Here is a 15,566-nt window from a genome sequence, read left to right as displayed (position 1 = left end):
TGCGATGACTGGCCAGCGCCGGGCCTTTGCCCGGCGCACCACGCAGTCAGCCCATCAGGTAGCGCAGCAGGCCGGCCGAGGCGACGCCGATCAGCACCGTCGGCAGCATCGACAGCCGGGTGGCGGCCAGCAGGGTGATCGCCAGCGCGGCCAGGTCGGCGGGTTGGTCGGCGACGAAGTCCGGGGCGATCACCGAGATCAGCACGCTGCCCGGCGCGGCTTCCATCACCGTCACCGCGCGCTTGCTCAAGGTGCGGTTGCGCAGCGCGAGGAAGCCGACGATGCGGGTCAGGTAGGTGGCGGCAGCCATCAGCACGATGGTCAGCACCGAGGTCCAGTGGATCAGCCCGTTGAACATCATGCCGCATCCTCCGCCAGCAGCCAGGCCGCCGCCAGGCCCGCGAGCGCGCCGCTGGCCACGTACCATGCGCCTGGGATCAGCAGGTAGGTGGCTGCGGCCACCACCAGGCTGACCAGCCACGGCCGCGCCGCTTTCATGCCCTGCCACATGCCGCGCAGCAGCACCAGGAACACGGCAGGGAAGGCCATGTCGAAACCATAGGCATGGATGTCGCCCAGCAGCGGGCCGACGATCGCGCCCAGCGCGGTGCAGGCGACCCAGACGGTGTAGAGTCCCGCCGAGACGCCCAGGTAATAGGCCAGGCTGAATCCAAGGGCACGGCGGCGCGCATCGGCCACGCCCATCGCCCAGCTTTCATCGCACATGAAGAACAGGGCCGGCAGGACCCGGCGGCGCGGCAGGTGCTGCAGCAACGGGGCCAGGCTGGCGCCCATCAGCAGGTGGCGGCTGTTGACCAGCGCGGTGATCGCCACGATCAACGCGATGTGCGGCGGCGAGGTCCACAGTTCGACGGCGGCGAACTCCGAGCCGCCAGCGAAGTTGAGCCCGGTCATCAGCGGCACTTCCAGTGCGCTCAGGCCCTTCTGGGCCGCCTGGGCGCCGAGCACCAGGGCGAATGGGATGAAGCCGATCATCACCGGCACGGCGGCACGCAGGCCGCGCAGGAATTCGGCGCGCGGCGCGGTGTCGCAGGTGTCGGGCAGGGGCAGGGAAGTACGGGCGTCCATGGAGGGCACAACGAGGTGGGGGGCTCCATGCTAACGGGCCAATCACGAAATCGGGTTGCGTTGATGCCACTTGATTCGGGATGATTGAAATTTCCTGCGGCCATGTACCACCAAGGTGGAATTGCATGCAGTACCAGCTCGACAGCCTCGATCGACGCATCCTCGACGCCCTGCAGTGTGATGGCCGCCTGCAGAACCTGGAGCTGGCGCGACGGGTCGGGCTGTCACCGTCGGCGTGCCTGCGCCGGGTGCGGCTGCTGGAGGAGGGCGGTTACATCGACCGCTACGTGGCGCTGTTGAACGCGGCCAAGGTGGGCCGTGGCTTCACGGTGTTCGTGCGGGTGTGGCTGCGCGGGCAGGACGAGGACACCACCAACCACTTCATCAACAGCATCAAGTCGTTCCCGGAAGTGCTGGAATGCCATCTGATGGCGGGTGACTGCGATTTCCTGCTGCGGGTGGCGGTGGCCGATCTTGATGCCTACCGTCAGTTCCAGATGCAGCACCTGAACCGGATTGCCGGCGTGCAGAACACCAAGACCGAGATTCCGATGCAGCGGATCAAGCAGACGACCCAGCTGCCGCTGTGAGGGACGGGGGTGCGGCCGGGTTGCACCCGGCACCCGCAGGTAGCGCCGGCCGCTGGCCGGCAACCTCAGGAGCAACAGCAACAGCGATGCTCCCTGGGGCGGCGGGGCGGTATGGCCAGGCAGGACACGCCGTAAACCCTTCCTTGGGGGCTCGATGGCGCCATCCATGGCGCCAACGGTCCTGCCTGGCCATACCGCCCCGCCGGCTGACGGCTTCCCGCGATCTGTCCGGGTCGGATCCCGTCGCTGCTCAACGGGCGCGGACCCCGGGCAGATGATCATGTCTGCTCGAGTCATTGATTCCTGATGGGTGATCGGCTTCACGGAGCCTGCCTCGACGCCCGGCCGTGGGCGGCGGTCATCGCAATGACATGTGGCCCCGGTACGGTTTGAGCCCGCTTGCGGGTCGCGCGCGGGCCGGGTTTCCGGCCGCGTCGTGCGTCCACTGCAGCTGCTGTCGCTGCCGAGGGTCACGTGTTCTACGTCAGGGGGCTGAATGGACACCATGCGGTCAGAACTTGGAAAGTGGCGATCGCCGCATGGCTGCTGCTGTCCTCTGCCGCTGCGGCGCAGGACGCTGTTCATGCCTACGACATCCCGGCGCAGCCGCTGGAACAGGCGGTCGAGCGCTTCAGTGTCATCAGCGGGTGGTCGGTGATGTACCCGGGCGACCTTGCCGCCGAGCGCAGCAGCTATCCGCTGCACGCCAACCTGCCGCCACTGCCGGCACTGCGGGTGCTGCTGCAGGACTCCGGTATCGAGGCCGAGGTGATCGGCGAGCAGCGTGTGGTGCTGCGCCGGGGCGCGCCGTTGGCGACCGGCCCCGAAGTTGGTGCTGAACTCCCTGAGGCCGAGCGTCGGCGTCGCTACGGTGGCCTGCAGCAGCGCCTGCGTGCGGCGTTCTGTGACGACCCGGAGATCGCGCCCGGCCGCTACGCTGCCACGCTGCGCTTCCGCATTGATCGCGAAGGCCACGTGCGCGAGCCCGCGTTGCTATCCGGCAGTGGCAGTGATCGCCGCGATGCACGCCTGCTGCAGGCGATGCAGGGCCTGGAGCTGGCGACCGGGGCCGCGGCGCTGCCCCAACCGGTGACGCTGCAGATCCGTCCTTCCGGCACCGGCCACGATTGTGGCGGTCGCTCGCCCCTTCCATGACTTCAAGGATTCGAACATGAGCAACGGTACGGCTGGGGCAGTTGACCTGATGGACCACCTGGTGGGTGCCTACGACGAGCTGAAGCGCCGGCTGGCGCGCAAGCTGGGCTCGGAGGAGCTGGCCGGCGATGCGCTGCAGGACACCTGGATGCGCCTGAGCGCGCGTCGCGACCGCCTGGACGCGGTGCAGAACCCCGCGGCCTACCTGCTGCGCATGGCGATGAATACCGTGATCGACCGCCAACGTGCCGACCACCGCCTGCTCAGCCTGGAAGAAGTGGAAGCACTGATGGACATGGCCGACCCGGCACCGGGCCCGGCGCAGGCGGCCGAACTGGACTTCGCGCTGGAGGACATGGTCGGCCTGCTGCAGCGCATGCCCGAGCGTCGCCGCCGCATCCTGCTGGCGATCCGCGTCGACGGCCTGCAGCAGCGCGACGTCGCCGACCACCTGGGGGTGTCGCTGCGGCTGGTGCAGCGTGAGCTGAAGGCGGCCCAGGACTACCTGGCCGAACGCAGCGGGCAGGGGCGCCAGGTGCGGTTCTGAACGGCGGCATCCGTCTACACTTTGACGCCGAGCAGAACCCCGCAGCGTGCGGGTCCGGCATGAGCCCCCATGGATCCTGACGATCGCCCGCAACGCCCGCTGGATGCCGTCGAGCGCCAGGCCCATGCGTGGCTGGTGCGGCTGACCTCGGGCGAGGCAACCGCGGCCGACGGGCGCAGCTTCCGCGCGTGGTGCGAGGCTGATCCCCGTCATCGCGAAGCATTCGGCCGTGCGCGCCGGCAATGGGAGCAGGTACGCCTGGCCGGCGAGCAGCTGCCTGCCGCTGCACGCCAACCGCTCGCGCCGACGCCGGTCCAACGCTGGAGCCGGCGTGCCTTCCTGGGCGCGGCGATTGCCGCCCCCGCCAGCCTGGCAGTGGTGGCGGCGGTCCGTCCGCCGTTGGGGCTGTGGCCCCCGGTGACGGCGATGACGGCCGATTTCCATACCGGCACCGGTGAGCGGCTGCAGATCGCGCCTTCGCCGCAGCTGAAGATCGAACTGGATACGCAGAGCAGCCTGCGCCGACGCGTGGACGCGCAGGGCGAGGGTTTCGAGCTGGTGCAGGGCCAGGCCGCGATCGAAACCGGGGCCGGCCTGCGCCTGGCACTGTTCGCCGGCCCGGGCTGCGTGATTGCTGATGAAGGCGCGGTGCGCCTGGACGTGCGCAACACCCACGGCCGGGTGCAGGTGACCTGCCTGCAGGGCAGCGCCCGCATCGAGCACCCGCAGGGCCGCCTGCAACTGCAGGCGGGGCAGCAGACCCGCTACGACGAGCGCCTCAGTGGCGTGGTGGCCGAGGCCGTCGCTGCCGAGGTGAGTGCCTGGACCGAGGGCATGTTGGTGTTCCGCCGCGCACCGCTGCGTGAGGTGGTGGACGAGATCAACCGCTATCGCCGCGGCAAGGTGCTGCTGGGTGAGTCGGCGTTGGCGCGCGCGCCGGTGAGCGGACGCTTCCGCATCGATGATCCGGACGCGGCGCTGGAGCAGCTGCGCCTGACCCTGTCGCTGGATCTGCGTCGCTTTCCCGGTGGCATCGCCGTCCTTGGATAGATGAAGACGCGGGCCGTGCGCGCCGCGCAGGGCCGTTGCAAGCAAGGAGAAGCCTGGGGTGCGCAACGAGACCATCGGTGTGCTGGATCTGCGTCGCAATCTGTCGGCGCTGCTGGAAACCACCCAACGGCGCCCCCTGATGGTGCACCGCTATGGCTCGCCATGGGTGTGCGTGGTGTCCGATGCGCAGTGGCAGCAACAATGGGTGCTGCTGGAATTCGATCCGCAGTCGCATCCGCTGGCGATGCTCCTGCGGCTGCAGCAGCAGCTGCTGCCCCTGGCTGAGACCGGAGCGCTGCCGCCGGCGGCGCTGGCACGTGCACTGCTGCTGATGGACATGCATGGCCTCGACAGCGTTGCACAACTGCACGAGCAGGTGCGGCACCATCGGCTGTGGCACTGGTTCGTGGCGGGCAGCCACGGGGTGATGGATGGCTGGCAGCTGCCGGCGGTGCGCAGTGCGATGGCGTCGTGGTGCGATGACGTGGACATGACCGATGCCCTGGTTGCCTTCGCTGCGCGCAGCGACGTGGCGGTACTGGCACGCCGTTGTGGCGGTGAGGCACCGCGGATGCAGCGCGAAGCCTGCAGGCGGATGACGCTGCGATGACGCTGCCGATGAAACACCACGCAGCGCACAGCGCTGCAATCGCGCTGTCGCTTCACCTGCCCCGCTGACGTCTTCTCCAGAGTACGACGCACCATGCGTCGCGGAGCACGGGCGACGCAGATGGCAGACAGCCGCAGGATCAGCATGCTGGAGCTGGATCGCCACCTGAGCCAGTCACTGGAGCAGGCGCGGCATGCACCGGTGAACGTGCAACGTTACGGCCACTCCTGGGTCTGGCTGCTCTCCAGTGATGCCTGGGCGGACGCAGTGCGCTGGGCGGCACTGGACAGCAGTGCACATCCGCTGGTGGCACTGCGAAGCGCGCTCGATCCAATGCTACGGCCGTGGCCCGAAGCGGCCATGCATGTATTGCCGCTCGACGCGGGGGAAGCGCGGCTGCTGCAACGTGCGGCCCTGCTGGTGGTCGTGCGCGATCTGAACAGTACCCAGCGCGTCGACGACGACCTGCGCTATCACCAGGCCTACCGGGCGTTCATCGGCCTCGACCACGGAACGGCGTGGTCACCGATGCAGTGCGCGCGCCTGCTGCAGGCGTGCGCACATCCAGTGCTGCGCGATTGCCTGGATGACCTGCTGGCCAGGATGCCGCCGCAGCTGCTCGAGGCGGCCTGTGTACCGTCTGCACGCATTCTGCCCGCGCAGGTGCACGCGCAGCGAATCGGCGGTGGATGTTTATCGTACTGACACATGCACCGCTGACCATGGTGCAGCGGTCTCTTCCAGGATGACGAGGGCGGAACAATGGCAACGCAGGTTCGTGGTCGCAGGGCTCGGCAGCAGGGCTTCAGCCTGATCGAGATCATGGTGGTGGTGGTGATCATCGGCATTCTCGCCGCACTGATCGTGCCGCGGTTGATGGACCGGCCGGACCAGGCACGGGTGGTCGCGGCGCGCCAGGACATTGCGGCGTTGATGCAGGCGCTGAAGCTGTTCAAGCTGGACAACGGCCGGTATCCCAGTGCCGAACAGGGCCTGCAGGCGCTGGTGAAGCCACCGCAGGGCAGCGGCGCGCTGCCGGTAACACCGTACCTGGACCGGTTGCCGAACGACCCGTGGGGCCATCCGTACCAGTACCAGGTTCCCGGCAGCCATGGTGACGTCGATGTGTTCTCGCTGGGTGCGGACAGCAAGCCCGGCGGTGAAGCCGGAAACGCGGACATCGGCTCCTGGCAGCTGTGAGGCGCGACCATGGCACAGCTGATGTACTCACCGTCGTGCACACGCCAGCGCGGCATGGCCGTGATCGTCGCCCTGCTGGTGGTGGCACTGGTGGCGGTGATCGCCACCGCGCTGCTGACCCGGCAGTCGGCGCAGCTGCGTGCGCTGCGTGCCGAGCAGTTGCGCGCACAGGTACGCATGGCGGTCGACGCCACGCTGGAGCATGCGGCGCAGCAGCTGCGTGAGGATGTACAGGAACAGCTGACCACGGTGCGCAGCGGGCGCTGGGCGCGCCCATTGGCGCTGCAGGCGCCGTTGCCGGTGCAGCTGCAGCTGGTCGACGCGCAGTCGATGTTCAACCTGCGCAATCTCCTTGCGCATGGCAGGCCGGACCCCGAGGCGCGGCGCGCGTTCATCGCGTTGTGTGCCGGGCAAGGACTGGGCCAGGGTGCATGCGCGTCCGCCGCGGACCATATCCAGGTGCGCCTGCGCGATGGCGACATGCAGGCGCAGGCACCGCTGCCGCGCGAATCACTGATCGAACAGGCGCTGCCGGGTGCCGATCCGATGGCGTTGCAGGCGCTGGCGCGGCGCACCGTGGTGTTGCCGTCGCAGACCCTGGTCAATGCCAACACCAGCGACCTGAGTGTTCTGCAGGCGGTGACGCCAGCGGTGGAACCGGCACGACTGCAGGCGCTGCTCGGCGAGCGCGACGCTGGCCATTGGCTGCTCAATCGCGGCGACATCGCCAATCGGCTGCAACTGAGCAACGAACAGATGGCGGTGCTTCCCTTGGGTATCCATAGCGAGTGGTTCCTGGCCGTCGGCCAGGTGCAGGCGGACGGCAGCGCGGTGGATTTCCGCGCGCTGCTCTGGCGCGAGTACCGCGACGACGGGGCGCGTGTACAACGGGTGTGGACGAGGATCGGCGCATGACCGTGCGGCTTCGGGTGCGCCTGCCGGCGCTGGCGGGGCTGCGCGCCGACAGCACGGTGGACTGGGTGCAGCTGCACAAGGGCAGGGTGCTGGCCCACGGCAGCGACACGCTGGCGGCGCTGGGCCTGCGGCATCCGCAGGCCACGGTGCATGCCTGCCTTGATCCGAACGACCTGATCCTGCTGGAACTGCAGCTGCCGCCGCTGTCCGGGCGCCGCCTGCAGTCGGCGCTGCAGGGTGAGGTGGAGGCGATGCTGCTGGATGACCTGCAGGAGGTCACGCTGGCCCACGGTGCGCAGGCAGCGGATGGCACGGTTGCGGTGGCCTGGCTCGGCCAGCAGCCGATCGTGCAACTGCAACAGCTGCTGGCTTCGTGCGCACTGCAGCTGCAGGCACTGTATCCAACGCCTCTGCTGCTGCCCTGGCAGCCCGGCCAGGCCACGCTGCAGGTCAGCGGCGCGCACCTGCTGGTGCGCAACGGGCGCGACCGGGGTTTCGTCCAATGGCATGGCGGGCGTGACGCGTGTGCAGTGATGCAGGCGCTGGCCGGGCGTCTGCAACAGGCGGGGGTGCAGGCCGTGCAATGGATCGGCAGCGTGCCGCCGGCGTGGCCGGACAACCTGCCGGCCAGCGCAGTCGCGCCTGCGCAGCAGGCCTGCGGGCCCTTGCCGGGGTGGTCATTGCCGCTGCCCGGCGCGAGCCGCCAGTCGCCGCGACTGGCCATCGGGCTGGCATTGGCAGCCGTACTGCTGGCCGCGCTGGGGTTGCAGTTGCAGGTCGCGCGTTGGCGAAGCGAGGGTGAAGCGCTGCAACAGGACATGGCGCGGCAGTTCAGCGCACGCTTTCCGGAGATCACCACGGTGGTGGACCCGGTGGTGCAGGCAAGGCGCGTACTTGCGCTGCCACCGCCGGCGCCGCCATTGCCACCGCTGCAGCGCCAGGTGGCCGCCACGCTGCAGGCCGTTCCGGAGCTGGCAGGGCAGGTGCGCAGCCTGCACTACCAGCCGGGGCAGCTGAAGATGGAGCTGGATGCCGATGCCCGGGCCCTGGCTGACGATACACAGCGGCTTGAGCACTGGCAGCATGCGGTGCAGGCGCAGGGCCTGCAGCTGGCGCGCGAAGCCGATGGACGCCTGCGGGTGAGCGGAGCGGGGCAGTGACAGCCCGAACGCTGCACCTGGGTGAGGGATGGGCGCGCCTGCAGCAGCGCTGGCAGCGCCTGCCACCGCGCGACCGGCGGATGCTGTGGGTGATGGTGGTGGCGCTGCTGGTGGCGGGCCTGTGGTCGTTGTGGCTGGAGCCCCTGCTGAAGCAGCGCACACACTGGCAGGCTGAACTGCCGCGGCTGCAGGCGCAGTCCCGCGCACTGGCGCCGCTGCTGCGCGCCCGTGAACGCCAGCAGCAGGCCCAGCGCCAGCACCCGACACTGGCCGGGCTGCGCGATGCAATCAGGACCGCCGGCCTGGCCGACGGCCTGCATATCGAAGCGCGCGACGGGCGCTGGCACCTGCAGGTGCAGGCGGTGCCCGCCGATGCGCTATGGAACTGGCTGCTGCCGCTGCTGGCCGACCCGGCCATCGAGCTGCAGCAACTGCAATTGACACGCACGGGGGATGCGAACATGCCGGCCGCACGGATTTCCGGACACATCGTGATGGTGGCCACTGCGGGTGCCCATCCATGAGGGCGATGCGCAGCCTTGCCTGCACTACCGCATTGGCCTTGATCGTGGGCATGGCGCACGCGCCGGCACCGGTGCAGGCACAGGACAGCCACGATGAGCCGGTGCAGTTGAACCTGGTGGACACGGATATCGGTGGCGTGCTGCGCATGGCGGCACGCTTCACCGGCCGCCAGTTCCTGGTCGATCCGCGGGTGTCCGGCAAGATGACGGTGGTGTCCGATGGCCCGGTCAGCCGTACCCAGGCCTACCAGTTGCTGCTGGGCGCGCTGCGCATGCGGGGCTTCGCGGTGGTCGAGAACGGCGGCGTCAGCCGGGTGGTGCCGCAGGCCGATGCCAAGCTGCTGGGAGGACGTGTCGGCACGGGCGGTGCCGGCGGTGAGGTGACCACCCGCACCTTCGCGCTGCGCTACGAGAACGCGGCTGCGCTGGTGGCGGTGCTGCGGCCGCTGATCAGCCCGGACAACCCGATCACCGCCAATCCGGGCAACAACACCCTGGTGATCACCGATTACGCCGACAACCTGGAGCGCATCGCGCAGGTGATCGCCAGCGTCGATACACCGGCCGGCATGGACACCGACGTGGTGAAGCTGCAACAGGGCATTGCCGTTGATGTCGCGGCGATGGTCGCGCCGCTGCTGGATGCACAGGGCGCCGAGCCCAGCCAGAAGGTGGTGGTGATGGCCGACCCGCGCAGCAACAGCGTGCTGCTGCGTTCCAGCAGCCTCGGTCGCACCCGCCTGGCGCGGCAGCTGGTGGAGAAGCTGGACCGGGCCCAGGATGAGTCCGGCAATCTGCATGTGGTCTACCTGCGCAACGCCCAGGCCAACCAGCTGGCCGGTGTGCTGCGTGGCGTGGTGGCCGGGCAGAGCGATGCACCGGCAATGGGCAGCACGGAAGGCATCACGCCACTGCCGGGTGAGGCCAACCGTTCCACGCCCACGCAGCCGTCGCAACCGCAGCAGGCCAAGACCGGAGGCAATGCGCTGGAATCGCAGCGGCTGGACCCGAGCCGGCGCGACCCGATCGATGCGGGAAGCACCGGCTTCAGCCAGAACGGCATCTCGGTACAGGCGGACGTGGCCACCAACACGCTGCTGATCTCTGCGCCGGAACCGGTGTACCGCAATCTGCGGCGGGTGATCGACCAGCTGGACCAGCGCCGTGCGCAGGTGCTGGTGGAAAGCCTGATCGTGGAGGTCAACCAGACCGATGCGGCGGAGCTGGGCGTGCAATGGATGCTGGGCAATGGCCGTACCTTCGGTGGCACCCACTTCGGTGGCGCGAGCGGCGGCAGCGGGCTCAGCAGCACCGCGCGCACCACGCTGGACGTGCTGCCCAGGGATGGCCTGAAGATCGGCGTGATCGACGGTACCCTCAACCTGCCCGGTGTCGGCCAGATCCTCAACATGAAAGCGTTGGCCAACGCGCTGCAGAGCAAGGGCGGGGCCAACATCCTGTCCACGCCGAACCTGATGACGCTGGACAACGAAGCGGCCAGCATCATGGTTGGCCAGACCGTGCCGTTCGTCAGCGGCCGCTACGTGACCGACGGTGGCGGCGGCAGCAACAACCCGTTCCAGACCATCGTGCGCGAGGACGTGGGCCTGAAGCTGCGGGTACGGCCGCAGATCTCCGAGGGCGGCACGGTGAAGCTGGACATCTACCAGGAAGTCAGCAGCATCGACGCGCAGAGTGCCAACAGCCCCGCCGGCATCATCACCAACAAGCGTGCACTGGATACCAGCGTGCTGCTGGACGATGGCCAGATCATGGTCCTGGGGGGGCTGCTGGAGGACAATGTCAGCCACGGCCGAGACGCGGTGCCGGGCCTGGGCAAGCTTCCGGTGCTGGGCGCACTGTTCCGCAGTGATACGCGCAAGCGCAGCAAGACCAACCTGATGGTGTTCCTGCGCCCGCACGTGGTGCGCGACCCCGCCGCCGGTCAGCGCCTGACCCGCGATCGCTACGACTACATGCGCAACGCGCAGGCCAGTGCGCAGCCGGTGCAGAGCTGGGCGTTGCCGGCGCTGTCGGCGCCGCAGCTGCCGCCGCAGGACCTGTCCGTGCTTGGACAGGGCAATGCGCGCGATGGCCGGGGCCAGCCGTTGCAGACCACCAGCCTGGCGGCGTTGTACCCAGCCGGCGACGGCGATGCGCAGCTGGTGCAGTTCGCGCAGGGGCTGGACCCGGCGCGTGCCAGCCAGGGGGTGGCGCAGGTGCGGGCACTGGGCCTGCAGGCCTACGCCGAAGCGACCCCGGGCGAGGGCGGGCAGCGCCTGCGCGTGCGATTGCCGCGCGATCCGGCGACGCTGGACCCGGCACTACAGCAGCTGCGCGGGCTCGGCTACACGCCGGAACTGGTGATCGGGCCGTGAGCGCCGCCGCGCCGCTGCCGTACGCCTGGGTGCGCAGCCATGGGGTGATGCTGTCCGAGGCGGGCGGCGAGCCGGTGCTGCTTGGCACCGCCGACACCGCGCCGTGGGCCGTAGCCGAACTGCGCCGCCGGCATGGACCGCTGCCGTTCCAGGTACTGGAGGCCACCACCTGGCAACAGCGGCTGGGCGAGCAGTACCGGGACGGCGGCGATGCCGCTGCCGTGGTGGGTGCCGCCGAAAGCGAAGTCGATCTGGACCGGCTGATGCAGGACATGCCGGAGGTCACCGATCTGCTGGATGCACAGGACGATGCGCCGGTGATACGCATGATCAACGCGCTGCTGGCACAGGCTGCACGCGATGGCGCCAGCGACCTGCATATCGAGCCGTTCGAGACCCATTCGGTGGTGCGCTACCGGGTGGACGGCACGCTGCGCGACATGGTGCAGCCGCGGCGCGCCCTGCATGCGGCGCTGGTATCACGCATCAAGATCATGGCGCACCTGGACATCGCCGAGAAACGCCTGCCGCAGGACGGCCGCATTGCGATCCGCGTGGGCGGGCGGCCGCTGGATATCCGTGTTTCAACGGTGCCAACCGGGCATGGCGAGCGCGCCGTGCTGCGATTGCTGGAAAAGGATGCCGGCCGCCTGCAGCTGCAGCGCCTGGGCATGGCCGATGACACCCTGGCCACGTTCACCGGATTGATCCGGCAGCCGCATGGCATCGTACTGGTCACCGGGCCGACCGGCAGCGGCAAGACCACCTCGCTGTACGCTGCGCTGGGCCAGCTCGACAGCAGCACCAGCAATATCCTGACGGTGGAAGACCCGGTGGAGTACGACTTCGCCGGCATCGGCCAGATCCAGGTCAACACGCGCATCGGCATGAGCTTCGGCACCGCGCTGCGCGCGATCCTGCGCCAGGATCCGGACACCATCATGATCGGCGAGATCCGCGATCTGGAAACCGCGCAGATCGCCGTGCAGTCGTCATTGACAGGCCATGGCGTGCTGGCCTCGCTGCACACCAACGATGCCATTTCGGCGGTGACCCGCCTCGCCGACATGGGCGTGGAGCCGTTCCTGCTGGCCTCGTCGCTGCGCGGCGTGCTGGCGCAGCGGTTGGTGCGGCGGCTGTGCACGCAGTGCCGGCGTGCCGAACTGGATGGCGAGGGCCGCACCGTATGGCGCGCGGTGGGCTGCGCGGCCTGCGCCAACAGCGGCTACCGCGGGCGCACCGGCATCCACGAGCTGTTCGTGGTGGACGACCGGGTACGCGCATTGATCCATGAAGGACAGGGCGAGCCCGCGCTGCGCGAGGCCGCACGGCGTGCGGGCATGCGTACCCTGCGGCAGGACGGCCAACGCTGGGTCGACGGCGGGGTGACCACGCTGGAAGAGATCCTGCGCGTCACCGGCGATGATTGAGGCCTGCATGGCACTGTTCGACTACCAGGCTGCCAACGCGCAGGGCCGCATCGAGAAGGGCCAGTTGGATGCCGACAGCCCGCGCGGTGCTCGCCAGCTGCTGCGTGGACGCGGGTTGACGCCGGTACAGGTCCGCGCGGCGCGCACTGCCGGTGGTGGCTGGCGCGCTCGCCGGCTGTCTGCCAGCGAGCTGGCCTGGGCCACGCGCCAGCTGGCCAGCCTGCTGGCCGCCAGCCTGCCGCTGGAAGGGGCACTGAGTGCAGTGATCGAGCAGGCCGAGCGCCCGCATGTCGCGCAGGCGCTCACCGCCGTCCGTGCAGATGTACGGGCCGGCCAGCGCCTGACCGTGGCACTGGCCGCGCGGCCACGCGATTTTCCGCCGATCTATCGGGCGCTGGTTGGCGCTGGCGAAGACTCCGGCGATCTGGCGCGGGTGATGGAGCGCCTGGCCGACTACATCGAAGAACGCAATGCGCTGCAGGCCAAGGTACTGACCGCGTTCATCTATCCAGCGGCGATCAGCCTGGTATCGGTGGCGATCGTGATCTTCCTGCTCAGCTACGTGGTGCCGCAGGTGGTGACCGCGTTCGTGCAGGCACGGCAGACGCTGCCGATGCTCACGCAGGTGATGCTGACCGCCAGCGCCTTCGTGCGCAGCTGGGGCGTGTGGGTGGGGCTGGGCATCGCTGCGCTGGTGGTGGCCTGGCGGCTGGCGTTGCGCCGGCCCGAATTGCGCCTGCGCTGGGACGCGATGCTGCTGCGGCTGCCGATGGCCGGGCGTTTCGTGCTGGGTGTGAACAGTGCGCGCTTTGCCTCGACGCTGGCCATCCTGCTGGATGCCGGCGTGCCGCTGCTGCGCGCGTTGGAAGCTGCCCGGCAGACACTGGGCAATGCGTTGCTGGCGCGTTGTGCCGATGACGTGTCCGCGCGCGTACGCGAAGGCGCTGCGCTGGGCGCCGCACTGAAGGTGCAGAAGGTGTATCCGCCGATCCTGGTGCATCTGGTGGCCAGTGGCGAGAAGACCGGTTCGCTGGCGCCGCTACTGGATCGCGCTGCGCAGACGATCTCGCGCGAGATCGAGCGCCGTGCGATGGCGCTGACCGCGTTGCTGGAGCCCACCATGATCCTGGTGATGGGCGGCGTGGTGCTGACGATCGTGCTGGCCGTGCTGATGCCGATCATGGAAATGAATCAATTGGTGCAGTGATGCGCAACGCGCATCACGGGTAGAGTCGACTGTTAGTCGACCAGCGCGGCGACCGAGTGCGTTCAGACCGTTTCTGCGTGTGAAAAGCAGTCGACTAACAGTCGACTCTACCCAGTCGATCCCATCAGGTCGATTCCATCCAGTCGATTCAATTCAGTCGATTCCATCCAGTCGATCGGGCGGCGTCGTTGGAATGTGGCAATGGGCCGATTCTCCAGACAATCCTCCACACCTTTTCCTGATCTTCCACAGGTTTCTTAAGCGGCTTGTCATCGGCGCGGACCAGCATGGCCACGTCGCCGCAGAGCGGGCTGGGAGGCCCTCGGCGGCAGCAGGCGTGTAGTGACCGTTCCTCCCTCGGTGTTTCCCTTCGCAGTAAACCCTTCAGGAGAAGATCATGAACAAGTACAAGACTCTGGCCGCGCTGGTTGCCACCGCGCTGCTCGCCACTGCTGGCGCCGCCTCGGCCCAGACCGCCGTGACCGGCGGCGGCGCGTCGCTGCCGGCCGACCTCTACAAGGGCGCGGCCGACAGCATCCTGCCGGCCAACTTCAGCTACGCCGTGACCGGTTCGGGCACGGGCAAGAAGGCCTTCCTGGAAAACAATGCCTCGCTGTTCTCCACCACCGGCACCGTGCACTTCGCCGGTAGCGATTCGGTGCTGAGCAGCACCGAGCTGAGCACCTACAACAGCACCTACAACGTGTCCGGCGACACCAACCGCTATGGCGCGCTGGTGCAGATCCCGTCGGTCGCCACTTCGGTCACCGTTCCGTTCAACAAGGCCGGTTCGGCGATCGACCTGTCGGTCGCCCAGATCTGCGGCATCTTCTCGGGCAAGATCACCAACTGGTCGAGCATCGACAGCGCCCGCAGCGGCACCATCCAGGTGGTCTACCGTGGCGAAAGCAGCGGCACCAGCGAACTGCTGGCCCGTTTCCTGACCGCCGCGTGCCAGCCGGCCGATGTCTCCGGCACCACCCTGAAGCTGACCAACGGCGTGCCGGCGTTCTCGGTGCAGTCGACCTTCGCCAACCTGTTCACCACCGTGCCGTCGAACTTCATCGCCGCCCCGGCCACCGGCGGTACCGCGCTGTACAACGCGGTCTACGCTGCCGACGGCCGCATCGGCTATGTCGGTCCGGACGTGATCCCGAGCCTGACCGATGCCACCAAGGTCGCCAAGGTCAAGGGCTTCTCGCCGGACGAAGTGAGCGTGCAGGCGACCCTGGAAACGGCGGCGCCGCCGACCGGCGCTGCTGCCGAGAACCCCGCCAACTGGGTGCCGGTGTTCGGCAATCCGAGCGCGGGCTACCCGATCGCGGGTTACACGAACTTCGTGTTCGGCCAGTGCTACAAGAACGCCACCGTCGGCGCCAACGTGCGCGGCTTCCTGACCCGCCACTACGGCAGCACCGTGGTCAACGGTGTGGAGCAGGGCCCGAACGACGCCGCCATCCGCGCGCACAAGTTCATCCCGCTGACCAAGGCCTGGCGTGACGCCGTCCGCGCCCGCTTCGCCACCGCCACCAACGCCGGTGCGGTGAACAATCCGAGCACCTGCTCGGGCATCGGCCGTCCGCTGTAACGGCGTTCGCTTCGGCGCTCGTCTGGAACATGAAAGGGCGCCGGCAGCAATGCCGGCGCTTTCTGCGTTTTCGCCCCGCACGGTGGCGAGCGCGGTGTCGCCTTCACGCCACTACCACCGTCT

The 15,566-nt window shown here is 68.7% G+C and carries 16 protein-coding genes; 14 read left to right on the top strand and 2 right to left on the bottom strand.

What is annotated here, in order from left to right; translation table 11 throughout:
- Positions 1-46: 46 nt before the first annotated feature.
- Positions 47-361 (bottom strand): AzlD family protein, encoded by a 315-nt coding sequence (locus tag BLS66_RS04990; protein ID WP_074725293.1) that lies wholly within the window; start codon positions 359-361, stop codon positions 47-49.
- Positions 358-1,089 carry an AzlC family ABC transporter permease gene (locus BLS66_RS04985; protein WP_049468526.1) on the bottom strand — a complete coding sequence of 244 codons (732 nt, stop codon included), beginning with the start codon at positions 1,087-1,089 and terminating at the stop codon, positions 358-360. Before BLS66_RS04985 ends, BLS66_RS04990 begins: the two co-directional genes overlap by 4 nt.
- A gap of 125 nt (positions 1,090-1,214) precedes the next feature.
- On the opposite strand from BLS66_RS04985, the gene BLS66_RS04980 reads away from it, so the two are divergent.
- The 14 genes from BLS66_RS04980 (at position 1,215) to BLS66_RS04915 (ending at position 15,443) form a co-directional block, all read left to right on the top strand.
- Positions 1,215-1,679 (top strand): Lrp/AsnC family transcriptional regulator, encoded by a 465-nt coding sequence (locus BLS66_RS04980; RefSeq protein WP_049468528.1) that lies wholly within the window; start codon positions 1,215-1,217, stop codon positions 1,677-1,679.
- A 474-nt stretch (positions 1,680-2,153) separates the two neighbouring features.
- On the top strand, positions 2,154-2,834 hold the full coding sequence (locus tag BLS66_RS04975; RefSeq protein WP_074725292.1) for an STN domain-containing protein: 681 nt from the start codon (positions 2,154-2,156) through the stop codon (positions 2,832-2,834).
- A 16-nt stretch (positions 2,835-2,850) separates the two neighbouring features.
- Positions 2,851-3,381 carry an RNA polymerase sigma factor gene (locus BLS66_RS04970; protein ID WP_057493299.1) on the top strand — a complete coding sequence of 177 codons (531 nt, stop codon included), beginning with the start codon at positions 2,851-2,853 and terminating at the stop codon, positions 3,379-3,381.
- Positions 3,382-3,450: 69 nt separating this feature from the next.
- Entirely contained in the window at positions 3,451-4,431 is a 981-nt protein-coding gene (locus BLS66_RS04965) for a FecR family protein (RefSeq protein ID WP_074725291.1), read from the top strand.
- A 58-nt stretch (positions 4,432-4,489) separates the two neighbouring features.
- The gene (locus BLS66_RS04960) at positions 4,490-5,041 is read left to right on the top strand and encodes a transposase (RefSeq protein ID WP_074725290.1); all 552 of its coding nucleotides are present in this window, start codon (positions 4,490-4,492) and stop codon (positions 5,039-5,041) included.
- Positions 5,042-5,161: 120 nt separating this feature from the next.
- Complete coding sequence (locus BLS66_RS04955) at positions 5,162-5,746, top strand: hypothetical protein (RefSeq protein ID WP_074725289.1); 585 nt, start codon at positions 5,162-5,164, stop codon at positions 5,744-5,746.
- Positions 5,747-5,803: 57 nt separating this feature from the next.
- Positions 5,804-6,241, top strand: a complete 438-nt coding sequence (gene gspG, locus BLS66_RS04950; protein ID WP_049466480.1) for a type II secretion system major pseudopilin GspG — start codon at positions 5,804-5,806, stop codon at positions 6,239-6,241.
- A gap of 54 nt (positions 6,242-6,295) precedes the next feature.
- A complete protein-coding gene (gene gspK, locus BLS66_RS04945) occupies positions 6,296-7,156 on the top strand; it encodes a type II secretion system minor pseudopilin GspK (RefSeq protein ID WP_143025132.1) in 861 nt (286 codons plus the stop codon).
- Positions 7,153-8,316 (top strand): type II secretion system protein GspL, encoded by a 1,164-nt coding sequence (gene gspL / locus BLS66_RS04940; protein WP_074725286.1) that lies wholly within the window; start codon positions 7,153-7,155, stop codon positions 8,314-8,316. Before gspK ends, gspL begins: the two co-directional genes overlap by 4 nt.
- Positions 8,313-8,840 (top strand): type II secretion system protein GspM, encoded by a 528-nt coding sequence (gene gspM / locus BLS66_RS04935; RefSeq protein ID WP_074725283.1) that lies wholly within the window; start codon positions 8,313-8,315, stop codon positions 8,838-8,840. The genes gspL and gspM overlap by 4 nt, the downstream gene beginning before the upstream one ends.
- The gene (gene gspD / locus BLS66_RS04930; RefSeq protein WP_074725281.1) at positions 8,837-11,218 is read left to right on the top strand and encodes a type II secretion system secretin GspD; all 2,382 of its coding nucleotides are present in this window, start codon (positions 8,837-8,839) and stop codon (positions 11,216-11,218) included. The genes gspM and gspD overlap by 4 nt, the downstream gene beginning before the upstream one ends.
- Positions 11,215-12,648 (top strand): type II secretion system ATPase GspE, encoded by a 1,434-nt coding sequence (gene gspE, locus BLS66_RS04925; protein WP_074725280.1) that lies wholly within the window; start codon positions 11,215-11,217, stop codon positions 12,646-12,648. The genes gspD and gspE overlap by 4 nt, the downstream gene beginning before the upstream one ends.
- A 7-nt stretch (positions 12,649-12,655) precedes the next feature.
- Positions 12,656-13,855: a type II secretion system inner membrane protein GspF gene (gene gspF / locus BLS66_RS04920; RefSeq protein WP_074725277.1), complete on the top strand. Its 1,200-nt coding sequence runs from the start codon at positions 12,656-12,658 to the stop codon at positions 13,853-13,855.
- A 397-nt stretch (positions 13,856-14,252) separates the two neighbouring features.
- Positions 14,253-15,443, top strand: coding sequence for a substrate-binding domain-containing protein (locus BLS66_RS04915; RefSeq protein ID WP_074725274.1), 1,191 nt, complete (start codon positions 14,253-14,255; stop codon positions 15,441-15,443).
- Positions 15,444-15,566 lie beyond the last annotated feature (123 nt).

Source organism: Stenotrophomonas pavanii (genome assembly GCF_900101175.1).
Classification (GTDB): Bacteria; Pseudomonadota; Gammaproteobacteria; order Xanthomonadales; family Xanthomonadaceae; genus Stenotrophomonas; species Stenotrophomonas pavanii.
The sequence above is the reverse complement of the archived record's forward strand: the minus strand, read 5'-3'. Positions and strand labels throughout refer to the sequence as shown.